Origin of the sequence: Desulfuromusa kysingii (assembly GCF_900107645.1) — a bacterium.
Lineage (GTDB): Bacteria > Desulfobacterota > Desulfuromonadia > Desulfuromonadales > Geopsychrobacteraceae > Desulfuromusa > Desulfuromusa kysingii.
In genome coordinates this window covers 10,889-35,669 of the sequence record NZ_FNQN01000014.1, presented here as the reverse complement: position 1 = coordinate 35,669, position 24,781 = coordinate 10,889, and the positions used below count along the sequence as shown (strand labels likewise).

Below are 24,781 nucleotides of genomic sequence, written 5' to 3'. Positions count from 1 at the left end.
TAAAAAAAATCTTGATTGATCTATACATTTATCAGAGCTGAAAAGCTTATTCTGGAGGATTGAGTCGTGAACGACAAACTTGGAAGCTGGGAGAGAACTCATCGTTGTGGAGATTTAACCGCTGAACAGATTGGTGAACATGTTTGTGTGATGGGTTGGGCACAAAGGCGTCGTGATCATGGGGGTCTGATTTTTATTGATTTACGTGATCGTGAAGGGGTGATTCAATTAGCTCTTGATCCAGACCGTGATCTCGCTTCACATCAAAAGGCTGAACAGGTTCGGAGCGAATTCGTGTTGGCTGCCCGGGGGAAAGTCTCTCCTCGGCCGGAGGGAACTGTTAACCCAAAGATGAAGACGGGTGAGGTTGAGATAGAAATTACTGAGTTGTTAATCCTCAATCGTTCTGAAACCCCGCCTTTTATGCTCGACGAGTTTACAGAAGTCGCTGAGAATATTCGCTTAAAATATCGCTACCTTGATTTACGCAGACCAGCGCTACAAAAAAATATGCTTATGCGACATTTGGTCGCGAAAACTGTCCGTAACTATTTTGATCAACAAGGCTTTATCGAAGTTGAAACGCCCGTGTTGACCAAGAGCACTCCTGAAGGGGCTAGAGATTATCTTGTTCCCAGTCGAGTCAATACTGGCCGTTTTTATGCTCTTCCTCAGTCTCCACAATTGTTTAAACAGTTGTTGATGGTTTCAGGTTTTGACCGTTACTTTCAAATTGTCAAATGTTTCCGGGATGAAGATTTGCGGGCAGATCGGCAGCCGGAATTTACCCAGATTGATTGTGAGATGAGCTTTATCAATCGTGGTCAGGTTATGGATATTATGGAAGGGATGGTTGCCAAGGTGTTTAAAGCCGCCTTAGGGATAGACCTCACCTTGCCGATGCCACGCTTATCTTACGCAGAAGCCTTGGACCGCTTCGGTGTTGATAACCCCGATTTGCGTTTTGGCATGGAATTAATAGATATCACTGAGCAGGTTGCGGGCTCACAGTTTAAAGTCTTTTCCAGTGTCGCGGCTGAAGGTGGTCTGGTTAAAGCCTTGAATGTCAAAGAGGGTGCGACCTTTTCTCGTAAAGAACTCGACGACCTCACGGATTTCACTAAGATTTATGGTGCCAAAGGGATGGCGTGGGTCAAAGTGACCGCTGATGGTTGGCAGTCTCCTATTGCCAAATTCTTCACTGCCGATGAATTGTCGGCATTAAATGAGAAGATGGGGGCAGAAGTTGGTGATCTCCTGTTATTTATGGCTGACACTCCAGCCATCGCAAACGAAGCGTTAGGGCGTTTGCGCGGTCACCTTGGGCAAAAGCTTGGTTTGGCTAGAAAAGATGATTTCCAGTTTACCTGGGTCACCGATTTCCCCTTGCTTGAGTGGGACGACGAACAGCATCGACATCTCGCTGTACATCACCCTTTTACCGCTCCTTTAGAAGAAGATATCCCTCTGCTTGATACCGATCCGACTCAAGCAAGGGCACAAGCATATGACCTTGTTCTCAATGGTTCAGAAATCGGTGGCGGGAGTATTCGTATCCATGACCAATCGGTGCAATCGAGGATGTTTGATCTGCTTGGCATCGGTGCAGAAGAAGCGCAAGAGAAATTTGGATTTTTATTGGATGCCCTCACTTTTGGTGCACCACCCCACGGTGGGATCGCATTTGGTCTCGATCGACTCATGATGATTTTGACTGGAGCCGATTCTATCCGTGATGTTATTGCGTTCCCTAAAACTCAGAAAGCAACATGCCTATTGTCTGACGCTCCCAATGAGGTTGACGATAAGCAACTTCAGGAGCTGGGTATTCGCTTGCGGACAAAGCAAAAATAATAGAATTCTATCAACCTTACCCTGGTGCGCTGAATTCATTTCACAAGGAGATGAGTTCAGTGCGTTAGGACTTGACCCAAACTTTATAGGGAAATCATCGTATTTCTTGAAATATAGGATAAATAAGCATGCAGATGTTTTACCGTCTGTTGGTCTTTGTTGCACTAATGTACGCCGTGTCGGGATGCGTTAAGCCACCCACTGAGAGTTTGGTGAGCGCTCGAGAGGTTGTTGCTCAAGCGTATGCCGTTGGCGCTTCACAGTATGCACCCGGTGAATATCAACTTGCCAGTAGTGCGTTACAGGCTGCCGAACTTCAGGTCAAGGATGGGGAGCATCGGGTCGCTGCAAGGACCCTTGATCTTGCTCAGCGTTTTGCAAAAGAAGCTCTTAACCTGACCATCGCGCGTAAGCAGCAACTGTTAGCTGAGCAGAAAAAAAAAGAAGAAGAAAAGCGACGCCTAGAGTTATTGAAACAACGTGAAATAGAGCGTCAAGCAGAGCTTAAGCAGCAACAGGAGCAGAAACGCAAGCAGCAGATTCTTAAGGCGAATAGCAAAAAGACAGAACCTGTTGTTCCGCCTCGTACTCCCGCGGTTATTGAACCTGTACTTGTTGACATTGTTGAGGTTCAGGCGGGTGAAAACTTGGCAACAATAGCGGCCCGTGCAAATGTTTATGGCGATGCACTGCTTTGGCCACTTATTTACAAAGCCAATAGAGACCAAATAAAAGACCCTCAAGAAATTTATCAGGGACAAAGTTTAGTGATTCCACGTGACAAAACCAGAGATGAAGCAGATGCCGCTCGTCAGGAAGCACGCGAGCTTAATCTTTTCTTGCCACTGACTGAAAAATAGTATCAAACCCCCACTAGAATTCTGTTATCTTGTCTGGCGATCAGCGTCTTGTTCGCCAGGCCGGTCGTTTGTGTGACAAGTCAGCTCCTGAAATTGAATATTTTATACACTTTATAAAAAGTTTCATTGTAAAATAGTATCAATAAGATTAGTGACTTAACTGTTGTCTCTGATTGATTGAGATGATTTTACTTTAAATCGCAAAGGTTCTTGACACTCCTATTTTGTTTGTATACTGTATACAACGATAAACAGTGTGAAATTTGGGTTTATAACGTAGTTATATCCTGACTTAATTGGTGATATTCGCATTAAATTTGAAGGAGAAGGAATATGGCAAAGATTACCTGGTCTCAAATTGACGAGGCGCCGGCGTTGGCGTCTTACGCTTTTCTGCCCATTGTTCAGGCATTCTGCAAAGGGAACGGTGTTGAGGTTGAAACCAAAGATATCTCGCTGTCAGGGCGTATTCTTGCAAACTTCCCAGAAAACCTGACCGAAGATCAAAAGGTTTCAGACAACCTTGCGGAACTCGGTGAGCTTGTTCAAAAACCTGAAGCAAATATTATTAAGTTGCCGAACATCAGTGCTTCAGTGCCACAGTTGCACGCTGCAATTGCAGAGCTGCAGGAGAAGGGCTACAATGTCCCTAGTTACCCTGAAGAAGCAACAACTGATGCAGAAAAAGAGTTGCAAGCTCGGTATGCTAAATGTCTTGGTTCCGCGGTTAATCCCGTCCTGCGTGAAGGTAACTCAGATCGTCGTGCAGCGGCTTCAGTGAAGAGATTTGCCCAAAAAAATCCTCATCGGATGATGCAGGAATGGCCTACTCCTGGGACTTCTCAGTGCCGTGTTGCCCACATGGATCATGGTGATTTTTATGGTACTGAAACGTCGGTGACTATGGACAAAGCAGACACCGTCAAGATTCAGTTTGTTGACGGTGCAGGAAAAGTAACGGTTAAAAAAGAAGGTTTGGCTTTGCTTGAAGGCGAAGTTCTTGACAGTTCAGTTATGCATGTGGCTGCACTGCGTGAGTTCTATGCCGCCACTATCAAAGAGGCCAAAGAAAAAGGGGTGTTGCTTTCTCTGCACCTCAAAGCCACGATGATGAAAATTTCTGATCCGATCATGTTTGGCCACGCCGTTTCAGTCTATTTTGCCACTGCCCTTGATAAACATGCTGATGCTCTCAAAGAGATTGGTGCAAATGTTAATTTTGGTCTTGGCGATGTATTGTCTAAGCTGTCTAAGCTTCCAGCGGACAAACAGGCGGAAATTAAAGCCGATATTGATGCTTGCTACGCTGAGATGCCTGCTCTGGCAATGGTTGATTCGCGTAAAAACATCACCAATCTCCATGTTCCCAATGATGTTATTGTTGATGCTTCTATGCCAAATGTTGTTCGTGACGGTGGCCGGATGTGGAACAAAAATGATGAGCTTCAAGACACCATTGCAATGGTTCCTGATCGCTGCTACGCAACGATTTATCGTGAGATCATCGAGGACGCTAACAAGAATGGTCAGTTCAACCCTGCCACCATGGGTAGTGTTGCGAACGTTGGCTTGATGGCACAAAAAGCTGAAGAGTATGGTTCCCATGATAAGACTTTTGAGGCTCCCAGCGATGGTAAGTTTCAGGTTGTAAATGCCGCCGGTGACGTGCTCCTTGAGCAACCTGTCGCTGTTGGTGATATTTACCGCTCCTGTCAGGCCAAAGATCTGCCCATTAAAGATTGGGTCAAACTCGCTGTTAACCGTGCCAAGGCTTCTGGTGAACCAACCATCTTCTGGCTTGATGAGAACCGTGGACACGACAGAGAGATCATTAAAAAAGTTAAAAAATATCTCCCTGAATTTGACACCACAGGTCTTGATATCCGCATTCTTGACCCTGTTTCAGCGATGAAAGTCTCCCTTGAGCGTGTGCGGAAAGGTGAGAATACTATCTCAGTTACCGGTAATGTTTTGCGGGATTATTTAACTGACCTCTTCCCAATCCTTGAACTTGGAACATCTGCACGGATGCTTTCGATTGTACCTTTATTAGCTGGCGGTGGTTTGTTTGAGACTGGCGCTGGTGGTTCAGCTCCGAAACATGTGGAGCAATTCCTCAGAGAAGGTCATCTACGTTGGGATTCTCTGGGCGAATATTGTGCCCTGGTTCCATCTCTGGAACAGGCTGCTTCTGCAGACAATAATCCAAAAGCTGCTATTCTGGCCGAAACTTTGGACGTGGCTATAGGCCAGTATCTTGAGAACCAAAAGCTTCCTTCACGTAAGGTTAAAGAAATTGATAACCGTGGCGGTAGCTTCTATTTGGCTCTTTACTGGGCTCAAGCTCTTGCCGCTCAAGATAAAGACGTTGACATGCAGGCACGCTTTGCTAAAGTAGCTGCTGAGATTGAGAAAAACGTCGACAAAATTGATGCGGAGTTCATCAACTGCCAGGGATCTCCGGTTGATATCGGTGGTTACTTCCGCCCTGATACAGCTAAAGCAGCAGCAGCTATGCGTCCGAGTGCAACATTTAACGCAATTATCGATTCAATGTAATTCATTCAAGTATTAGGCAGGACCGGGATAACTTCTTATCCCGGTTCTATTTTAATTTTCCTACATAAGGAGAGAGACAATGGCGAGACCTAAAATTTCTTTGATCGGTGGTGGACAAATTGGTGGTGTTTTAGCACAACTTTGTGCTTTGCGCGAACTGGGTGATGTTGTTCTGTTTGACATCGTCGAAGGGATGCCTCAGGGCAAGATGCTCGATATCGCTGAAGTTGCCCGTGTTGACGGATTTGATGTAGATCTTAAAGGTACCAACAGCTATGCGGACATTGCTGGTTCTAATGTTGTTATCGTTACGGCTGGTCTACCTCGTAAGCCTGGTATGAGCCGTGATGACCTGCTTGGTGTCAATGCCAAAATTATGAGTCAGGTTTCTGAGGGTATTAAAGAATATGCTCCAGATGCATTTGTAATCATTATATCTAACCCGCTTGACGCTATGGTTACCCTGTGCCAAAAAGTAACAGGTTTCCCACCTGAGCGTGTTATGGGACAAGCAGGTGTGCTTGATTCAAACCGTTTTTGTTCTTTCATCGCTTGGGAACTCGGTGTGTCAGTACGCGACGTTAACGCCATGGTTCTTGGTGGTCATGGTGATACTATGGTGCCAATTATCCGTTATGCAAACGTGAACGGTGTTCCTGTAATGGAACAATTGGTCCGTAAGTATGGGGACGAAGCGAAAGCTAATGAAGTTATGACCGCCATGGTTGAGCGTACTAAAGCTGCCGGTGGTGAAGTGGTTAAATTGTTGGGTAATGGTTCTGCATTTTACAGCCCCGCTTCTTCAGCGATTGCCATGGCTGAAGCTATTCTGCGTGATCAAAAACGTGTCCTCCCAACTTGTGCCCTATTACAAGGTGAATTTGGTGTCGATAACTATTATGTTGGCGTCCCATGTGTCCTTGGTGCCGGTGGTGTTGAGTCAATTATTGAATTTTCACTTGACGAACAAGAGCAGGCATTGTTTGATAAGTCAGTCGCTGCAGTAAAGGGGCTCATTGATGAGCTCCCCACGATTCTACCTGACCTGGCAGACGTACTGAACAGTTAATCTGATTAGAAACATACACTGATGTATACCAAACAAGGGCAATGTTACCATTGCCCTTGTTGTATGTCAGTTGATGGACTTTAATTTATAAGCATTGTGTCCTCATCATATTTAGTTCATATAGACTTGCTTAATATCAAGAGTCAGTGTTATATGAATTCGCGTATATCTGGATAATGATGTTTGATAGCTGTCGTTGACAGCATTTTTCTTGAAACATCTCTTTATTAACAGGAGACAGTATGGCAGAGAATGCAAAACTCACAAGTGCTGAGCAAATTGTCATTAAGTTTACCGGAGACTCCGGTGATGGCATGCAGCTTATTGGAAATCAACTCACCGCTCTGGCTGCTCTAGACGGTAATGACGTTAACTCGCTTCCTGATTATCCAGCAGAGATTCGTGCCCCTGCCGGTACCGTAGCAGGTATTTCAGGTTTCCAGATGTGCCTCGGTGATCATAAGATCTATACCGCTGGTGACGCACCAGACGTGCTGGTTGCTTTTAACCCAGCTGCATTGAAGCACAGCTCCAAATTTGTTAAAGCCGGTGGGATGATCATTACTAACTCTGATTCTTTTACAGAGAAGTCAATGGAGAAGGTCGGTTACACTTCGAACCCACTCGAAGACCACAGCTTGAATGGCTATGATGTCAAAGCGATCCCGATGTTCACTCTGGTTCGTGAAGCCCTCGCTGAAATGGAACTACCGATTGCAGCGAAAGATCGCTGTAAAAACTTCTTTACCATGGGGGTTTTATGTTGGCTGTTCAACAAAGACAAACAATTGGTTTTGGATTTTATCCAAGAAAAGTTTGGTCCAAAAGCCAAAAAACCACTGCTCAAAGTTGCACAAGCCAATACCCTCGCTTTTAAAGCAGGCTTGAACTATGGCGAAACCGCCATTATGTTCCAAGAGCGCTATGACCTTGGCGCTGCGCAAATTGAAAAAGGTCTGTATCGTAACATTACCGGTAATGATGCTGCTGCCCTCGCTATCGCAGCGGCTGGAGAAAAAGCGGGTCTGCAATCATTCATTGGTTCATATCCTATTACCCCAGCTACAGACTTGCTGCATTATGCTTCTGAGATGAAGGATGTGAATCTCGTTACTATGCAGATGGAAGACGAGATTGCAGGTATCTGTTCTGCAGTTGGTGCAGCTTGTGCTGGGGATCTGGCGTTTACCACAACTTCTGGCCCAGGTTTGGCGCTGAAAACAGAAGCTGCTGGTATGGCTTTGATTCTTGAAGTCCCTCTGGTTATTGTGAACGTCCAACGTGGCGGTCCTTGTACTGGTTTGCCGACAAAAACCGAACAATCAGACCTGTTGCAAGCAATGTTTGGCCGTAACGGTGACAGTTATATGCCGATTATTGCTGCAAACAGTCCTGCTGATTGTTTTGATGCCACCTATCAAGCAGCAAAAATTGCTTTGAAGTACCGTACCCCGGTTATTGTTCTGACTGATGGTTATATCGGCCAAGGTAGTTGTCCTTGGAAGGTGCCAAAAATGGCAGAGCTTGAAGACCTGAGACCGTATGTCAATTTCTGGGTCCCCGAAGCTCATCCGGGTGAAAAATATGTCTCATACAAGCGTGATCCAGAAACATTGGCTCGCGATTGGGCTATTCCAGGAACTAAAGGTTGCCAGCATCGCATCGGAACACTTGAAAAAGATATCAACGGGGCTGTAAGTCATGACCCGATGGTTCATCAACAGATGACCGAGTTCCGTAAGGCTAAGGTTGATAATTTGGCCAAGGTTCTGCCTGATGTTGAAGTTAACGGTAAGACCTCAAATAAAGTACTCGTTATTAGTTGGGGTGGAACTTATGGTGCTGTTAAGGGTGCCGTTGATCGTATGATCGATGACGGGAAACCTGTTTCAGGTATTAACTTGCGTTGGGTATGGCCTTTCCCTGCAAATCTGGGTGAGGTTATCAGCCAGTTTGATAAAGTTCTGGTTCCTGAACTTAATATGGGACAACTGAGCTTGCTGCTCCGCGCCAAGTTCTTGGTTGATGTTGAATCTCTCTCTAAGGTCCAAGGCGACCCCTTCCGTGAGTACGAGATTATCGACAAAGTTAACGAAATGTTAGGAGAATAAAACCATGGCTGATACTCAACTAACTAAAAAAGATTTTGCTTCAGATGCTGAGGTAAAGTGGTGTCCGGGTTGTGGCGATTTTGCCATTATGAATGCTGTTCGTAGCGGTATGGTTGCTGCCGGTAAGCCACGGGACGAAGTTGCAATTGTTTCCGGTATCGGTTGCTCCAGTCGGTTCCCTTATTACATGGAAACTTATGGTTTTCATACCATTCACGGCCGTGCGGCAGCGATTGCTTCTGGTTTGAAAGTTGCGAATCCAAAACTGGATGTCTGGGTTATTTCTGGCGATGGTGATTCCACAGCCATTGGTGGTAACCACTTTATGCACGTTGTTCGCCGTAACATGAACCTGAACTATGTTTTGATTAACAATAAAATCTATGGTTTGACTAAAGGGCAATATTCTCCTACCTCTGAAATGGGTCAGATCTCTAAGAGTAGCCCTTATGGTGTTATCGATTACCCGATGACTCCTGCCAAGGTCGCTATCAGTTTAGGTGGAACCTTTGTCGCCCGCGGCATTGACAAGAAAATGAAGTTGAATGAAGAGATCTGTGTCCGTGGCGCCATGCATAATGGCTTAAGCTTTATGGAAATCTTCGCCAACTGCGTTATCTACAATGATGGTGCTCACGATAAATTGGTCAATAAAGAAGATGGTGCCGATTATCATATTATCCTCAAGCATGGGGAGAAAATGATCTTTGGTGCGACAAGCCAATACTGCTTGGTTCAGGATGGATTCGGCATTAAGGCTGTTAGAATTGATAAAGCCGACGAAGCTGATATTCTTGTTCACGACGAAAAAAATGCAGAAATGGCCGCCATACTTGCTGGTATGCGTCCTGATAACGGTTTGCCAATTGCTTTTGGTATTCTTTATGCGGATGATCGCAAGAAAACTTACAATGATATGGTTTACGAGCAAGTTGACGCTGTCAAAGAGAAGCGTGGTCGTTCTATTGATGATATCATGCAGTCTGGACATACTTGGACTGTTTAATTGATTCATAAATTAATGATCTAATTTCATCGAGCCCCGGTTGTTTTAACAATCGGGGCTTATTTTCATTAACGCGATATTTGTGATGGAGACAAATGTGAATAAATTGCTTATTGTCCTAATGCTGTTAATCCTTGCAAGCGGTCATGTTTATGCCGAAGAGACACTTCAAACCCAACAACAAAAAGTTGGTTATGCTATCGGGATGGATATCGCCAACAATATGTTGCGACAAAAGCTCGACATTGATATTGACCAGTTAGCAGCAGGAATGACGGCTGTATTCAAGGGGGAAGAAACAGCTATGACCTCCGAAGAGATGGTCCAGGTGCTCACGGCTTTTCAACAAGAGATGCAGATGAAACAGATGGCCGAAATGCAAGCAGAAGCTGCTAAAAATGAGAAGCTTGCTCAAGAATACCTAGAGAAAAACAGTAAACTTGAGGGGGTCGTCACCCTAGAGAGTGGCTTGCAATATAAGGTTATTGAGGCCGGAGATGGTGCCTCTCCAAAAGTCGATTCAAAGGTTCAGGTTCACTACCGGGGAACGTTATTGGATGGAACCGAATTTGACAGTTCATACTCTCGTGGTGAGCCGGCCAGTTTCCCCGTCAATGGAGTTATTGCCGGATGGACTGAAGCCTTGCAATTGATGAAAGAAGGTGCTAAATGGCAACTTGTCATCCCTGCCAAGCTAGCTTACGCTGAACGTGGTGCACCGCCGATGATTCCACCAAATGCAACCTTGATCTTTGATGTTGAATTATTAAAAGTATTATAGATTGCCATCTGTTATTTCATTGTCACCTTAAATTTTGCATATGATCCTGTCAGCATTTGTTGACAGGATTTTTTTATTGTCTGGACTCTTTATTTGGCAAAAGTTGGCTAACAACGATGAGGATAATTGAACAGAGAAGTAGTATTTCAAACATTAATGTTCTCCCGATTGATGATATGATTTTTGCTAGCTCGAAGCTACGACATCCACGTGACATATTAAGTCATATTGAAAAATCATTAGCTTCGAATTGTGGCTAACAAAATAGTGTTATGTTTGGAGGTGATTGAGGTGATCACTTGATTGACAGAAGCGCGATAAATCGTATACAGTATGCAAGATTTGACACTGAAATGATTATTGTCAGCAGCATTTAATTCTGGCAAACAGCTTATTGTGCAGCTTATGCTGCGAACCTGATAATTGGAGGAGAGAGATGATCGAAGCATATCTTAAATTGGAAGAAGAGCGGAATGCACAAGGGATTCCTGCTTTACCGTTGAACCCTGAACAAACGACAGGTCTCTGTGAATTACTTCAGAGCCCTCCTGCTGGTAAAGAAGAATTCCTGATGAATTTGCTCACCGAGCGAGTGTCTCCAGGAGTTGATCCCGCTGCAGAAGTTAAGGCTGCTTTCCTGGCAGAAATTGTTGCCGGAACCAAGTCCTCACCTCTTATTGATAAAGTTAAAGCGGTAAAGATTCTTGGCACAATGATCGGTGGATACAATGTTCAACCATTGATCTCGGCCTTGAGTGTGGCAGACTTAGCTGATACTGCAGCGACCGCTTTATCATCAATGACTTATGTCTACGATGCTGCTGAACAGGTGATTGAGTTGGCTAAAAGCAATGCCGCAGCAAAGCAGGTTGTCGATAGCTGGGCGAAGGCAGAGTGGTTTACTAATAAACCTGAAATGCCTGAAATTATTAAAGTTAAAGTGTTTAAAGTTGAAGGGGAAATTAACACTGATGACTTCTCTCCGGCGGGAGACGCATGGAGTCGTCCCGATATTCCTTTACATGCTCTGGCCATGGGGAAAACTCGCTTCCCCGGTGGTATTGAAGAGATTGCTAAATGGCGTAAAGAGGGCCATCAGGTCGCTTTTGTTGGTGATGTTGTTGGAACTGGGTCTTCCCGTAAGTCTGCTTGTAACAGCGTTCTTTGGTGTATTGGTGATGATATTCCCGCAGTGCCAAACAAACGTCGTGGCGGTGTCATTATTGGCAGTGTTATCGCTCCAATTTTCTTTAATACCGCCCAGGATTCCGGGGCGCTACCATTGAAGATGGATGTCACAAAAATGAATATGGGTGACATCATTACGATTAATACGGCCAAAGGTGAAGTGACCAATGAGGCTGGTGATGTTGTTTCAACCTTCGAGATAAAACCGGATACAGTTCCTGATGAATATCGCGCTGGTGGCCGGATCCCGTTGATTATTGGTCGTTCGGTTACAAGTCTGGCATGTGCTGCGATTGGGGTTGCAGAACCTGATATTTTTACCCCGGCAGATAACCCGACCCCAAAACCGAACCAAGGCTACACCCAAGCACAGAAAATGGTCGGTCGCGCCTGTGGTGTCGACGGTATTCTTCCAGGGACAGCCTGTGAGCCAAAAATGACGACAGTTGGTTCTCAAGATACTACAGGTCCGATGACTGCCGATGAACTCAAAGAGCTAGCCTGTCTTAAATTTCAGTCCCCGATGTTTATGCAATCTTTTTGTCATACCGCGGCTTACCCAAAACCTGCTGATGTTTTGATGCATAACACTTTACCAAAGTTTATCTCTGACCGTGCTGGTGTTCCGTTGAATCCCGGCGATGGGGTTATTCATAGTTGGCTTAACCGCTTATTGGTTCCCGATACTGTCGGTACTGGCGGTGATTCTCACACCCGGTTCCCTATTGGTATCAGCTTCCCTGCAGGGTCTGGTCTGATTGCTTTTGCCGGTGCCCTCGGTTTTATGCCTCTGGATATGCCTGAATCCGTTCTTGTCCGCTTTAAAGGGGAGTTCAATGAAGGGATTACCCTTCGTGATGCCGTCAACGCTATTCCTCTCTGGGCGATCAAGCAGGGGTTGATGACAGTGCCGAAAAAGAACAAAATCAATATCTTTAACGGCAAAATTTTAGAGATGGAAGGTTTGCCAAACCTTTCAGTAGAGCAAGCATTTGAGTTGACTGATGCTGCAGCTGAGCGTTCCGCTGCTGCCGGTTGTATCAAGCTGTCAGAAGAGAGTGTCTGTACTTATCTACGCTCCAATGTTGCTTTAATGGAAAAGATGATCGCAGACGGTTACCAAGATGCTCAAACCTTGCGTAACCGTATTGATGCTGTCAATGAGTGGATGAAAGATCCTAAGCTGATTGAAGCGGATGCGAACGCTGAATATGCCGCAGTGATTGAAATTGATCTGGCTGAAATTACTGAGCCGATTCTGGCATGTCCGAATGACCCTGATGATGTGAAATTGTTATCAGAAATTGCCGGAACCCCGATTCAGGATATTTTTATCGGCTCATGTATGACCAATATTGGTCATTTCCGTGCCGCTGCTAAGATTTGGGAAGGTCATACCTTCAATCCTCAAGATCGTGTCTGGATCTGCCCACCGACGCGGATGGACCAATCAAAATTGAAGAGTGAAGCTTATTTTGCAATTTTCAATCAGGTGGGTGCCCGGATTGAAACACCTGGCTGCTCCTTGTGTATGGGGAATCAGGCACGTGTTCCTGATGGTGTCAACATGTTCTCAACCAGTACCCGTAACTTTGATGATCGTATTGGTAATGGTGCTCAAGTCTATCTTGGAAGTGCCGAATTGGGCGCGGTGACAGCGTTGAACTGCAAACTACCGACTCCAGAAGAGTATCTTGCAATTTATAAAGAGAAAATTGCCCCCTTCAAGGAAGAAGTGTACGACTATCTGCAGTTTGATGAGTTGGGTGAATTTGATAACGTTTATAAGCGTTGTGATATTTAAGTTGCACCATCTTTAGTTGTTTGTATCTTTAAGGCCACTCAGAAATGAGTGGCCTTTTTTAACAAAACTGTCAGGAACGCTAAGCAAATGTGCCGTTTTCTTTATGTATTATCCTTCTTTGTGCTGTTAAGTCCATGGCTGCTGAGTTCGGCACTTGCATTTGATCTTGCGGACATTGAATCTTCAGGTTTCAGTGTCGGGATTGGTTATCGCACAGACCAATTCAATTGGGGGATCTCTGCTGTCACTGCTCTTGAACAACCCGATATTATCTCTGAGTTGAGTTGGGATGACCTTGAAATTGTACAACTTCATCTCCACACGTGGTTTAAATCAGAAGAACTTCCTCTAATCAACAAAAATGCGTTTGCAATCGCCAACATTGCCTTTGGTAAAATCGTTGCTGGTCAGGTTCAGGATTCCGATTATGCTGCGGATAACCGAAGTGACGAATGGTCTCGGTCTGTGAGTGACGCTGATGATGGTCTAACGGTTGACTTATCTGCCGCCTTGGGGCCCATATTTGAGTGCAATGCCCTCAGCGGGGTTTCTATTACGCCATTAGTTGGTTACGCCTTTAATGTCCAAGCACTGACAATGACGAATGGACAACAGGTGATCTCAAAGCCGGAACTTCGTCCTGAAGGGAGTTCTTATCCCGCTGCGATTGGACCGTTGATGGGGCTGGACAGTACCTATACTGCATATTGGTATGGCCCCTGGTTGGGGGCGAATATCGCTTATCATGCCAATGATCAATTTAAAGTTATCTTCGGGATTGAGTATCACTGGGTTGAATATTTTGCTCAGGCCGACTGGAATTTACGTTCGGATTTTATGCATCCCGTCAGTTTTGAGCATGAATCTCGTGGAACAGGTGTCGTCTATGACTTGCAAGGTGAATATGTCATCAATGAAAAATGGTCCTGGGTATTTAACGGCAATATCCAGAATTGGAACGCTGATAGTGGTTGTGACACGACCTATTTAGCTGACGGCAGCGTCGGCAAGGCACGCTTAAATCAAGTGGAGTGGGATTCTTATGCCTTGACTACTGGTCTTCAGTATCTATTTTAGCTTTCTTGAAATTACGCCGAATCCAAACATTAAGAATGGTGATCAATAACAGCCCGAAAATAATGAGTCCGAACTTGGCTGTTAAACTTTGCGCCTGATGCCAGCTGCTTCCCCCTAAATAGCCAATCCCCGGGTAACAGATTCCCCATAAGATCGAGCTGACCAAAGCGTAGCCACAAAAAGATTTTCCGGGGAAACTGGAGAGACCGGCAATAAAAGGGGTAATGCCGCGAATTGGGCCAAGAAACCGGGCAAAAAAGATACTTTTACCGCCATGATCAACGAAGAAACGTTCTGATCGGTGTACTAGATTGCGATGCCTTTGAAAGCCTCTCATCTTGAGAAATTTCGAACCGTAATAATAACCTAGCCAGAAGCTGAAGAGATCTCCCAATAAACCACCAGCGATTGCCAATGTCGCGACTAAGCTAAATGTGCACTTGCCAACCAAGACGAGAAACCCTGCCAAAACAACGAGTGTACTTCCTGGGATAAGTAATCCAACGATGGGTAATGATTCCAAGAAGCAGACAAGGAAAAGAGAAGAGAGGTAAGCAATCCCGGTAGGTAAAAACTCGATAAACTGTTGTAGCCAGTTTTCCATGACGACCTTATTCCGGCTCAAACTTTTTGTGCCATTGATCAAAAATATTGACTTTACTCTTGCCGTACTTGATCAGTTTATCACGAACTCGTTGATGAGTTTTCTCGCGATTGCGATTTTTTACCCCTTTCGAATAAAATAGATCAGCGTAGCAGATGATCTGCTCTTCCAGTGTCTCTGGACGCATGTCCTGGACCGGTAAGGGGAGATGTTGTTTGCTGATATCCTTGGCTGTGAGTCCGACTCCAGTATGGCGTTCACTCACCCTTGCATGTTGAAAAAGGCCTTCCTCTTCCAGAATCTCTTTGCCCCTTATCCCGTGTTGCAGGTAGGGAGCTTTGCCATGACATCCCAGTTCAGGTGTGTTGGTCTTGATCATGCCGATATCGTGCAACATGGCCGCTTGTGCCAGAAATTGCAAATCCACAGGTTCACCTTGTGTCTGCAAATAACGACCAATCTTGAGGGCTCTGCGGGTGACGAGGCGACTGTGATCGAGGAGGATTTGTCGCGCTTGCGGGTTCTTTGCGTAATATTTGTTGATAATCTCGATGGGATGACAAATCCGTTTCATTCTGGTGCAACCTCAGAGCTGTCCTCAGGGCGGACAATTTCGGTAAAACTGGCAACAATGTCTTTGAAGATGGGTAATAATTCAGCAAACCTTGAGGATGGGTAATCCAGCGAAATAATGAAATTACGCTGTTTCCCCAGGACCGCAATTATCAGCAATCCATGATTTTGATCATGTCCCACAAATTTTAAAGCGGGGCCGGCAGGGTGGTCAAAGGGGGCAGCTTGTCCGGTTTTAAGCTCTGGTTTATCTATCAGGTAGTTGCTGAGCAGGTCAGGGAGATTAGAGGCCGTTTCGCGGGGCAAACTCCTGATCAGCATGTGTCCGCCATTATCATTTTCTTTGCGCGGGTTGTCTGCGCTCCAGTTGACTGTGTCAGCCCTGTAGCTTGGCGAAGATACCGGTACGATGACCCGCTTCCAGTTTTGTGGATGTTTAATCGCAAAGTTCAATTTGGCATCAATGTAGAGTTGTTCACGAAACTCATTCATGTGCACATTATCAAGTAGCGATGACTGGCAGCCTGAGAGGGCGAAGGGGACAGAGATAATGACGGCGTAGCAAAAATAATGTCCAGCCAGGCGCTGTCGTATGTCTGCAACACGCGGCAACCAAACGCAAGTCAGGATTCTGCAAAGTTGACGTAACGCCGTAAGACAACGTTGTTGCAACACGGCTAATCTTCCCAGTTAATACAGGCAACTGGACAGTTATCCATCGCCTCTTCAATTTTCTCTTCGGTATCGCCGGTCGGATCATGGACTCCAGCTAAGTGTTCTGAGACCATCGTAAAGACTTTGGGGCAGATGCGAGTACAGGTTTCACAACCAATGCAAGCACTTTGGTCGAGGTAAGGGATTCGTGGCATAGGTTTTCCTTTCATGATTATCAAATAGTGTACAGTTTAAACACCTGACCATTATTTACTATTCCGACCCCATTTGACAAATTTATAGTTATTTTATAAGGGACATGGTAGTTAGGAAAAACAAATTTCAATACTGGGTAGAGTTTGAGTCGACGATTGACTCCCTACACGATATTTAAATCGTACTTGTAGGTGTTTAATACGAAAGGTCTGATTCCTTCTCATTATCAAGTGGTATTGATATTAGGGCTGATCGATAAACGTGGAGTTTTGGCGTGAAAAAGTCCAGCGGATTAAGAACTGAAATCATGTTAACACTCACTCTTCTTCTTGGAGCTGCTTTGTTGTTAGGCGGGGTAATGATGATCCGTTTAATGGAAAAGTCCCTCCTCGAAGAGCGTCTGAGAAATCTTGATGGTCTCGTCAATCTAGCGACGCGCTCCGCAGGTAACTTTGCCCCAGCACAAGTTCAAGACAATAGGTTTCCTGTCGCTGAATTCCTTGCCGACCTGTGTTCTGCTCATCCAAGCTGCCAAGGTTGGCAACTCTATGATAAAGACCTCGCTCTTCTGGAATCAATTAAGCATGGGAATGGGGAATGGGCCACTTCTTCTCGTTTGCAGCAGGTGCGTTTGACGGGTGAGAGTATTCGCATAATTTCGTTTCCGAATCTGCTCATGCTCTATAATGACATCGAAACAAGAGTTCATTTTATAGCACCTGTGAAGGTAAATAATACAAACAACGGACTCGTTGAATTTCACTTTGCGTTGGATGATATCCGTCTACAATTGCAACAATCCATCAAATTTTTATTGGTTTTTGTTGTTTTATATGGTGTGGTTCTTATTCTGATTGGTGATTATCTATTGCGCCGCAATGTCATCAGACCGGCTCAATTGTTATTGGCAGCAACAGAAAATATTGTTAAAGGACAACTGGATGTTCGCTTAACAGTTTCTGGCCCCAGAGAGATAGCTGAGTTGGCTGCAGCATATAATCAGATGACATCAGCACTTCAATGGAGCCAGGAACAAACCAATCATCACATTCAGGCCCTTTGTGAAACTAATAAACAGTTGCAACAGACGCGTGACGAATTAATCCGCAGTGAAAAGCTGGCATCAATAGGGCAACTTGCTGCCGGACTCGCTCATGAGCTTGGCAATCCGCTAGCAGCAGTGATTGGTTATCTGGAAATTCTCAAACAATCGTTGAGAGATGATCCTCAACAAGATATTTTGAAACGGACTCTGGCGGAAACTAGTCGTATTGATTTTCTGGTGCGCGAGCTGCTTGATTTTTCCCGCTCTGACTGTAATGACCCGCCGATAGATGTCAATGTTTCAGATGAGATGAGACACTGTCTTGAGCTGATTAAAAATCAGGGACACGTGAAGACCATGGCTCTTCAGCTGGTGTCGCCAGACAGTGTGCCATTTGTAAGAATCGGCCAGCAGAAATTGCGACAAGTATTTATAAATCTATTATTGAATGCGGTTCAGGCCTGTCCAGACTGTGGTGAAATAGAGATTGTCACAACTGTACTCACGGATAAAATTCAAATTGCAATTTCTGACAATGGACATGGGATAAAACGCGAGTCGCTGGCGATGATTTTTGATCCATTTTTCACAACTAAACCTTTAGGGCAAGGGACTGGACTAGGATTAACGATCAGCTTGCGCATCATCGAAGAAGCGGGAGGAAACATTAATGTGGATTCCACGACTGGGGTCGGAACGACTTTTACTGTCACGCTACCGATTGTGGCTTCCGTATAACTCTGCAAAAAATACATAGTTGTGGTTGTGCAAAACTTACATGATTATTGTTCCATTTACTGATTGTGGACTTAAACTCTGAATATCAAAAGTTTTTGCTGCATTTATGAATTGGCTTGTTTTTTGCTGTCTCTTTACTTTAAGTGAGGAATTGAGAATATGAAAAAACCAATGCGGATGAAATGTTGTCGTCGTAAATATAACTCCAGTGGATTCACTTTGATCGAAGTGATTGTCGTTATGATTGTTGTTGGAATCCTGGCGACAATTGCTATACCAAGTTATATTGCTTTGAATCGGAGTTCGCGGGTGACCAGCGCGGTGAATGAGTTGGTGTCAACCTGTAACTACGCACGCAGTGAAGCGGTCACTCGCTCAGAACCCGTTACAATATGTAAAAGCAATGCTCTTAACACGGCTTGTGTGACCAATGGAACCGGTTGGCAACAAGGTTGGATAGTGTTTGTTGATCTGAATGCTGATGGTGCTATTACCGCTGGTAACGATACTATTCTTAGGGTCCAGGCTGCCATTGGTGGCGTGACTATGGACGGTGGAGGTACTGTCGACGACTTCTTGACTTATGCAAGAACCGGCTTCCTTGACTTAAACGACGACGATGTTGCCGACCGCACGATTGAAGTCACATCGGATTCAAATCAAATGGATATCGTTTTCGCTAAAACTGGCAGAGTGCGTACTGAGAGAAACTAAGAGGTGAAGAGCGTGGTTAAAAAAATTCAAAGAAGATTGGGTGCCGATGGTTTTTCTTTGGTTGAGGCGTTGGTAGCCCTGCTGGTTTTGTCGATTGGATTGCTTGGTGTCGCCGGGTTGCAAACCAACAGTCTACGCAGCGGCAATAATGCTTTGTTGCACTCTAAAGCGGTCCAGAGCTGTGAAGATATTATGGATCGGATGCGCGCCAATAGAGCAGCAGCAGTGGATGGTGATTACGATGTCGCTTTGACCATTGTTCCTGCAGCACCAACCTATACGGGGATGGTTGAGACAGATTTAGATGAGTGGAAAACAGCTTTACAGACCAATCTCCCACAAGGGGATGGATCAATAGCGACCGTTGATAACATTGTAACCGTAACAGTTCAATGGCAAGATTCTTTTGGTGCTGATTCGGTGGTGGTAGGGACACGCTTATGAAAATAATACTGAAACAGCCTCGTGGTTTGTCGCTAATTGAACTTCTGGTGGCAATGACTATCACCATGATCTTGCTGGGTGGCATCTATCAGGTCTTTATCTCGAGTACCAACGCCTATTCACGCAATGAAAGCCTGAGTCGAGTGCAGGAGAATGGGCGCTTTGCCATGCATGTTATTCGCGAAGCGGTTGTTGGTGCCGGATTCCTCGGTTGCTCACAGGAGCCGGCAAATTATACATCAATCCTCTCTGATGAAGACGATTATCATATTAATTATGCGGTGCCGATACAGGGCTTAGAATGGGTACCAGATAATCCCGGTACTGCTGATGAATTGATCGATGGTGCTTGGGAGGATGATGGTGGGGTTGTTGATCCGGCGACGATTGATGAATTTAATCTAACTGATCCATTAACAGGGAGTGATATTTTAACGGTTCGTCATGTCATAACAGGTCAAGCATTTGATTTATCGGCAGATATGGGGGGACCCAGTGCCAATATCTCGACAGAAGATGACCTTGGGTTGCAAGATGACCAACTGATGTTAATCGCTGATTGTGAAGCGTCAACATTGTTCCGAGTGGATCATTATGATGATGCAACCGGAGTTGTTAATCCTGATGGTGATCTGTCGAAGGCATACGCTGAGGGAGCACAACTCTATTTGCCACGGACCTCCTCGTTCTATATTAGAACTAATTCTGCTGGTGAACCGGCACTTTATCGTCGGGTGACGGATGCAGCAGATCCTGAAGAGTTGGTGGAAGGGGTCGAAAATATGCAGGTTCGTTATGGTGTGGATACCGACGGTGACCGTGCTGCCGATGATTATGACGCAGCAAATGATGTTTCGGACTGGACTGATGTCGTCAGTGTACGCATTGGTTTGCTATTGCGTTCTCCTAATGACATGACCCATGCTGAATTCAATAATTCTACTTATAGGGTTGATGATACCGATATTGATGCTCCTGGTGATGACCGCCGTTTTCGCATGGTCATGAGCACCACAATTGGGCTCCGCAATCGCCTACGATGAGAGGTTATAATGAAGAAGATTCTTAACCATAGTGTAAACAGTCAACAAGGGACGGCGCTGATTACAGGATTGTTGATTCTCATTGTCCTCAGCATTTTGGGCATCACCGCCATGCAGAGCACCCTGTTACAAGAAAAAATGGTCGGTAATATGGAGCAGCAGGGGAGTGCTTTCCAAATTGCAGAAGCAGGTTTGCGCATTGGGGAAAACTGGCTGGATAGCCAGATTCCGGTTCCTATTTTCGCTGATACTAATGGCCTTTACCTGGTAGATTCAACTCTCTGGCAGAATGATGATGACTGGTGGGATGATGAAACACGGAGTCAAAACATTGGTGATATCGGCAGCGCAGAAGATGTCGAGGCTGTGTATTATCTGGAGTATTTGACTGATGTTGATAACTCCGGAAATGATTCAGAGATCTTTGACGCTGCACCAGAAGATCTACCCGGAATGTACCGGATTACTAGTCGAGGGGATAGCCCCAATGGTCGGAGTACTGTGATTTTGCAAAGTACCTATATTCGATAGGACAACTGTGAGGAAGCGATGAAAAAAATAATTGTATTGTTGTTACTTTTTGTTGTCACGACGGATGTTTTTTCTCTTGTTGTTTTGCGTGGCACTATTCAGGAAGTCTATCCCGATATTCGTTCTGTGATTATAAATCAGAGCAGATATCAATTGGCTGATGATGCGAAAATATATCTACAGAATGATACTTCCGTGAGCTTATTGCTGGACAAAAACTTGGTGGGGAAGCAGGTTATCTTTAATATTTACACTTCTGATTCAGGAGAGATAACACTCAAATATTTGGCTGTGTTGGATAGGTAATTGGCATTAGAAATAGTTGGGATGATGGAGGAATAAAATGCAAAAAAGAATATATGAGTATTTTTTATTGATGTCCAATTACTTGTTGTTATCGTTAGGGTTGATAGCTATAACTTGTGTGCCCGTACGTGCTGAGCTTTCCCAGTTGCCCCTTTTTCTAACATCTTCAATCGATCCCAATATCATGTTTATTCTTGATGATTCAGGGTCAATGTTTTTTGAGGTGACACCGGACGACTTGGCTGTTTCTTGGAATGGTTATGTTTTTCCTCGGGCTAATAATGTCTATGGAGATACAGACTATGGTCAAAGCACGGTTCGGGTCACAACGGTTGAGGACGGGGAAGCCTACACAGCAAGAACCCGTTCTCCTCAGTTTAATACCACCTATTATAATCCTTCAGTCACATATGTCCCTTGGACAAAATATGATAATACTTTATATCCGGCGGCTTCGCCGACATGTGCTTGGCACAATCCTGAAAATACAGGTAATTGCCCCACTGGTGATGTTAATAATTTAGCGCGAAACCTGACAATAAATAATGATAGATATAACAATAACTGGTGGACTAATTGTAATAGCTCTGATTCTTGTTCTGCCTCTACGGATAATAAAATATTCTGGCCGGCAACTTATTACTGGCAGATTGGTGGGGATGGCTGGTCTTGGGATGACTATACCCAGGTGGAGATACGCTCTTCAATGTCAAGTTATACTGGGCATGGGCGGGAAAGTCGTACGGATTGTGTTGACGCTGCTAGTGGGACTTGTAGCTATGCTGAAGAAATTCAGAACTTTGCAAACTGGTATACGTACTATCGGTCGCGAATACTTGCTTCCAGAGCAGCTATAGGTCAGGCTTTTGCCTCACAGGATGAGAATATTCGGGTCGGCTATGGTGCCATTAATGCTAGTTCTAATTGGACTGATGGAATAAGTCTCCCCAGCATCATCCGTGGTGTACGCTCTTTCTCTGGAGATGACAGAGCCGAATTCTATGAGGAATTGTATACTCGCGATATGCCCGGCGGTGGTACCCCTTTGCGCAAGGCATTGGATGCAGCAGGACGTTATTATGAGTATTCTGGAAGCCGTGGTCCATGGAGTTCTGCCCCAGGAGAATCTGGTGGTTCTGATTACTCCTGCCGGAACAGCTATACCATTTTGATGACAGATGGTTATTGGTCCGGAGGTAGTTCATACGATGCTGATACATCTGCTGCACGTAATAATGTTGATGGCTCTGATGGTCCAAATATTAGTTCAGCAACTAACAGTTATCAATATGAAGCTACAGACCCCTTTCAAGACAACCGTTCTAATACGCTAGCCGATGTCGCTATGTATTACTGGAAGCGTGATCTGCAATCAGATCTTGAGAATAATGTCCCCATCTCGGCAACCAATCCAGCTTTTTGGCAACATATGGTGACTTTTGGCATCGGTCTTGGGGTCTCTGGAACCATCGATCCAGACGATGCCTGGACGGCTGTTGTGACAGGCAGTCCTATCTCTTGGCCTTACACGAATCCCGGCTCGACAAACTGTAACGGATCTGAATGTGGCGCCCGTCTGGATGATCTTCTCCATGCATCGGTTAATAGTCGCGGGGGCTTTTTCAGCGCAGCTGATCCACAAACTTTTGCGACAGAACTCTCAAATACCTTATCGGATATTGTCGCACGGACCGAGTCTTCAGCAGCAGCTATAGCGACGAACTCAACCCGACTGGTGGATGAATCTTTAATTTTTCAGGCACGCTTTGATAGTAGTGATTGGAGCGGTGAAATTCGGGCTTACCTCATAGAGAGTGATGGTTCAGTTGGTGATGTGCAGTGGAACACGAACGATACTGGGAGTATCCCCGATCATGGGTCCCGTAACATTTTTACTATGGGAGCTTCTACAGGTATCGAATTCACTACAGATCAGTGGGGAAACTTATCCACAGAGCAGCAAGAGGACTTAATTGACACCGATCGTTTGGAATGGTTGCGTGGGGACCAAAGTTTAGAAGTTGGTAATGATGGCGGTACGTTGAGGGCTCGAACCTCTCTTTTGGGGGATGTTGTTAATTCTGATCCTCTCGTTGTTGGCAATCCTAACTTCAGTTATGAGCGTTTACCGAGCGGGACCCCTGGGAGAACAGACTATCTAATTTATCGGGCGAGCCAAGCCTCTCGACCGAGAATGCTTTACATTGGTGCTAACGACGGAATGCTACACGCTTTTAATGCGTCGAGTGGCGTTGAGAGCTTTGCCTATGTCCCTGCAGGTGTTTATGACCATTTAGCAGACTTGTCTGATCCCGATTATACTCATCGTTACTATGTTGATGGTTCTTCGTCAGTTGGTGATATTTATTCTTCCGGTTGGCGCACAATTCTTGCGGGTTCCTTGGGAGCTGGTGGGCAGAGTGTTTTTGCTTTGGATATAACCGACCCGGATAACTTTGAAGCGAGCGATGTTCTCTGGGAGTATACGGATACGGATCTTGGATTTAATCTGGGTAAGTCGGTTATTGCACGGATGCAGAATGGCGACTGGGCCGTCATTTTTGGTAATGGTCCAGAGAGCGACAATGATCAGGCTTATCTCTATATTGTCAATGCGATTGATGGGACATTGATTCGGAAAATTCCGACTGGAGTCGGTAGCTCTGGGAACCCGAATGGACTTTCTGCGCCAGTATTGCTGGCTAATAGCAGACGTACTATTACGACTGCTTATGCCGGTGATCTGCAAGGCAATTTGTGGAAATTTGACCTAAGTAGTAGCGATAGCAGTGATTGGGTTTCAGCATATGTGGATGGATCGGATAACCCTCAACCTTTGTTTACTGCCCGTAATGCTTCAGGTGAAGTACAGCCGATTACCGCCCCGGTGGAAGTTGGCAGCCATGACAATGGCGGTAAGATGATCTATTTTGGAACAGGTCAGTATTTTGAGGTGGGAGATAATGATGTTTCTGGCACCCCATCAATTCAGTCTTTTTATGGTGTCTGGGATAATGGAGCTGCGATTACAACGACTGATCGGAGTACTTTAGTGGAACAAACCATTATCGCGGAGGGACAATTAGCTGAATCTGATGATAACTATAGGGTGATCTCTGATGAACCTGTTGATTATTTGTCCGCTGATCCTGCTGATGGTTGGTATATGGATCTGGTGTATGATGGTGACGCTGCAGGTGAAAGGGTCGTCAGTGCGCCGCTGTTAAGGTATGAACGGGTGATTTTTACGACACTCATCCCACTGGAAGATCCTTGCTCCGCAGGGGGGACCAGCTGGATCATGGAGCTTGATGCCATGAGCGGTGGCCGCCTAGAGGATTCACCATTTGATGTCAACGAAGATGGTCAGATTGATGATGATGATAAAGTGACAATTGATGATGATGATGATGATGATGATCCTAAATCAACCGGCGGTGTGCAATCAACTGTCGGTATCACTAAAACTCCTGCTGTTATTGGAGCGGGCGAACTCGAATATAAGTACCTCGGTGGTTCAGATGGTGGTATTGAGGTTGTCACTGAAGATGCGGGAGACTCTGAAGATTTTGGTCGGCGTTCATGGCGCCAACTACGCTAAGAA

General features: G+C 45.2%; 20 protein-coding genes. 16 read left to right on the top strand and 4 right to left on the bottom strand.

The window, feature by feature from the left end; genetic code table 11:
• Positions 1-66 precede the first annotated feature (66 nt).
• The 9 genes from aspS to BLU87_RS16435 all read left to right on the top strand — a co-directional run bounded on the left by aspS (position 67) and on the right by BLU87_RS16435 (position 14,309).
• Positions 67-1,854, top strand: coding sequence for an aspartate--tRNA ligase (gene aspS, locus BLU87_RS16475; protein WP_092350869.1), 1,788 nt, complete (start codon positions 67-69; stop codon positions 1,852-1,854).
• A 128-nt stretch (positions 1,855-1,982) separates the two neighbouring features.
• Positions 1,983-2,714, top strand: a complete 732-nt coding sequence (locus BLU87_RS16470; RefSeq protein ID WP_092350867.1) for a LysM peptidoglycan-binding domain-containing protein — start codon at positions 1,983-1,985, stop codon at positions 2,712-2,714.
• 333 nt (positions 2,715-3,047) lie between these two features.
• Positions 3,048-5,273 (top strand): NADP-dependent isocitrate dehydrogenase, encoded by a 2,226-nt coding sequence (locus BLU87_RS16465; protein ID WP_092350865.1) that lies wholly within the window; start codon positions 3,048-3,050, stop codon positions 5,271-5,273.
• A 79-nt stretch (positions 5,274-5,352) separates the two neighbouring features.
• Positions 5,353-6,342: a malate dehydrogenase gene (gene mdh, locus BLU87_RS16460; protein WP_092350863.1), complete on the top strand. Its 990-nt coding sequence runs from the start codon at positions 5,353-5,355 to the stop codon at positions 6,340-6,342.
• 242 nt (positions 6,343-6,584) lie between these two features.
• The gene (locus tag BLU87_RS16455; protein ID WP_092350861.1) at positions 6,585-8,453 is read left to right on the top strand and encodes a 2-oxoacid:acceptor oxidoreductase subunit alpha; all 1,869 of its coding nucleotides are present in this window, start codon (positions 6,585-6,587) and stop codon (positions 8,451-8,453) included.
• A gap of 4 nt (positions 8,454-8,457) precedes the next feature.
• A complete protein-coding gene (locus BLU87_RS16450) occupies positions 8,458-9,459 on the top strand; it encodes a 2-oxoacid:ferredoxin oxidoreductase subunit beta (protein ID WP_092350859.1) in 1,002 nt (333 codons plus the stop codon).
• A gap of 97 nt (positions 9,460-9,556) precedes the next feature.
• Entirely contained in the window at positions 9,557-10,240 is a 684-nt protein-coding gene (gene bamJ, locus BLU87_RS17835) for a BamJ family beta-barrel-assembly machinery protein (RefSeq protein WP_342743686.1), read from the top strand.
• Positions 10,241-10,676: 436 nt separating this feature from the next.
• Entirely contained in the window at positions 10,677-13,232 is a 2,556-nt protein-coding gene (locus tag BLU87_RS16440) for a bifunctional aconitate hydratase 2/2-methylisocitrate dehydratase (protein WP_092350855.1), read from the top strand.
• A gap of 87 nt (positions 13,233-13,319) precedes the next feature.
• On the top strand, positions 13,320-14,309 hold the full coding sequence (locus BLU87_RS16435; protein ID WP_092350853.1) for a hypothetical protein: 990 nt from the start codon (positions 13,320-13,322) through the stop codon (positions 14,307-14,309).
• Here BLU87_RS16435 and BLU87_RS16430 read toward each other — a convergent pair.
• Genes BLU87_RS16430 through BLU87_RS16415 form a run of 4 tightly spaced genes read right to left on the bottom strand, consistent with a single transcriptional unit; the run spans position 14,284 to position 16,355 of the window.
• Positions 14,284-14,913, bottom strand: coding sequence for a DedA family protein (locus BLU87_RS16430; RefSeq protein ID WP_092350851.1), 630 nt, complete (start codon positions 14,911-14,913; stop codon positions 14,284-14,286). The two genes, BLU87_RS16435 and BLU87_RS16430, sit on opposite strands and share 26 nt — an antisense overlap.
• A 7-nt stretch (positions 14,914-14,920) precedes the next feature.
• Positions 14,921-15,487 carry an HD domain-containing protein gene (locus BLU87_RS16425; RefSeq protein ID WP_092350849.1) on the bottom strand — a complete coding sequence of 189 codons (567 nt, stop codon included), beginning with the start codon at positions 15,485-15,487 and terminating at the stop codon, positions 14,921-14,923.
• Complete coding sequence (locus tag BLU87_RS16420) at positions 15,484-16,161, bottom strand: hypothetical protein (protein ID WP_139167601.1); 678 nt, start codon at positions 16,159-16,161, stop codon at positions 15,484-15,486. Before BLU87_RS16420 ends, BLU87_RS16425 begins: the two co-directional genes overlap by 4 nt.
• Before the next feature lie 2 nt (positions 16,162-16,163).
• Positions 16,164-16,355 (bottom strand): ferredoxin, encoded by a 192-nt coding sequence (locus BLU87_RS16415; protein ID WP_092350845.1) that lies wholly within the window; start codon positions 16,353-16,355, stop codon positions 16,164-16,166.
• A gap of 275 nt (positions 16,356-16,630) precedes the next feature.
• Here BLU87_RS16415 and BLU87_RS16410 point away from each other — a divergent pair, with 275 nt between their 5' ends.
• The 7 genes from BLU87_RS16410 to BLU87_RS16380 all read left to right on the top strand — a co-directional run bounded on the left by BLU87_RS16410 (position 16,631) and on the right by BLU87_RS16380 (position 24,778).
• The gene (locus BLU87_RS16410; protein ID WP_092350843.1) at positions 16,631-18,139 is read left to right on the top strand and encodes a sensor histidine kinase; all 1,509 of its coding nucleotides are present in this window, start codon (positions 16,631-16,633) and stop codon (positions 18,137-18,139) included.
• 159 nt (positions 18,140-18,298) lie between these two features.
• The gene (locus tag BLU87_RS16405; RefSeq protein ID WP_092350841.1) at positions 18,299-18,853 is read left to right on the top strand and encodes a GspH/FimT family pseudopilin; all 555 of its coding nucleotides are present in this window, start codon (positions 18,299-18,301) and stop codon (positions 18,851-18,853) included.
• A 12-nt stretch (positions 18,854-18,865) separates the two neighbouring features.
• Positions 18,866-19,297 (top strand): type IV pilus modification protein PilV, encoded by a 432-nt coding sequence (pilV, locus tag BLU87_RS16400; RefSeq protein ID WP_175498438.1) that lies wholly within the window; start codon positions 18,866-18,868, stop codon positions 19,295-19,297.
• On the top strand, positions 19,294-20,340 hold the full coding sequence (locus BLU87_RS16395; protein ID WP_092350837.1) for a PilW family protein: 1,047 nt from the start codon (positions 19,294-19,296) through the stop codon (positions 20,338-20,340). The genes pilV and BLU87_RS16395 overlap by 4 nt, the downstream gene beginning before the upstream one ends.
• A 9-nt stretch (positions 20,341-20,349) precedes the next feature.
• Positions 20,350-20,871, top strand: a complete 522-nt coding sequence (locus tag BLU87_RS16390; RefSeq protein ID WP_092350835.1) for a pilus assembly PilX family protein — start codon at positions 20,350-20,352, stop codon at positions 20,869-20,871.
• Positions 20,872-20,889: 18 nt separating this feature from the next.
• Complete coding sequence (locus BLU87_RS16385; protein ID WP_092350833.1) at positions 20,890-21,177, top strand: hypothetical protein; 288 nt, start codon at positions 20,890-20,892, stop codon at positions 21,175-21,177.
• Between the two features lie 37 nt (positions 21,178-21,214).
• Positions 21,215-24,778 carry a pilus assembly protein gene (locus tag BLU87_RS16380; RefSeq protein ID WP_092350831.1) on the top strand — a complete coding sequence of 1,188 codons (3,564 nt, stop codon included), beginning with the start codon at positions 21,215-21,217 and terminating at the stop codon, positions 24,776-24,778.
• Positions 24,779-24,781: the final 3 nt, after the last annotated feature.

Coding starts and splice junctions, on each gene's coding strand:
- BLU87_RS16470 (WP_092350867.1), top strand. CDS start 1,983: ATGCAGATGTTTTACCGTCTGTTGGTCTTTGTTGCACTAATGTACGCC.
- BLU87_RS16465 (WP_092350865.1), top strand. CDS start 3,048: ATGGCAAAGATTACCTGGTCTCAAATTGACGAGGCGCCGGCGTTGGCG.
- mdh (WP_092350863.1), top strand. CDS start 5,353: ATGGCGAGACCTAAAATTTCTTTGATCGGTGGTGGACAAATTGGTGGT.
- BLU87_RS16455 (WP_092350861.1), top strand. CDS start 6,585: ATGGCAGAGAATGCAAAACTCACAAGTGCTGAGCAAATTGTCATTAAG.
- BLU87_RS16450 (WP_092350859.1), top strand. CDS start 8,458: ATGGCTGATACTCAACTAACTAAAAAAGATTTTGCTTCAGATGCTGAG.
- BLU87_RS16440 (WP_092350855.1), top strand. CDS start 10,677: ATGATCGAAGCATATCTTAAATTGGAAGAAGAGCGGAATGCACAAGGG.
- BLU87_RS16435 (WP_092350853.1), top strand. CDS start 13,320: ATGTGCCGTTTTCTTTATGTATTATCCTTCTTTGTGCTGTTAAGTCCA.
- BLU87_RS16430 (WP_092350851.1), bottom strand. CDS start 14,913: ATGGAAAACTGGCTACAACAGTTTATCGAGTTTTTACCTACCGGGATT.
- BLU87_RS16425 (WP_092350849.1), bottom strand. CDS start 15,487: ATGAAACGGATTTGTCATCCCATCGAGATTATCAACAAATATTACGCA.
- BLU87_RS16415 (WP_092350845.1), bottom strand. CDS start 16,355: ATGCCACGAATCCCTTACCTCGACCAAAGTGCTTGCATTGGTTGTGAA.
- BLU87_RS16405 (WP_092350841.1), top strand. CDS start 18,299: ATGAAAAAACCAATGCGGATGAAATGTTGTCGTCGTAAATATAACTCC.
- BLU87_RS16395 (WP_092350837.1), top strand. CDS start 19,294: ATGAAAATAATACTGAAACAGCCTCGTGGTTTGTCGCTAATTGAACTT.
- BLU87_RS16390 (WP_092350835.1), top strand. CDS start 20,350: ATGAAGAAGATTCTTAACCATAGTGTAAACAGTCAACAAGGGACGGCG.
- BLU87_RS16385 (WP_092350833.1), top strand. CDS start 20,890: ATGAAAAAAATAATTGTATTGTTGTTACTTTTTGTTGTCACGACGGAT.
- BLU87_RS16380 (WP_092350831.1), top strand. CDS start 21,215: ATGCAAAAAAGAATATATGAGTATTTTTTATTGATGTCCAATTACTTG.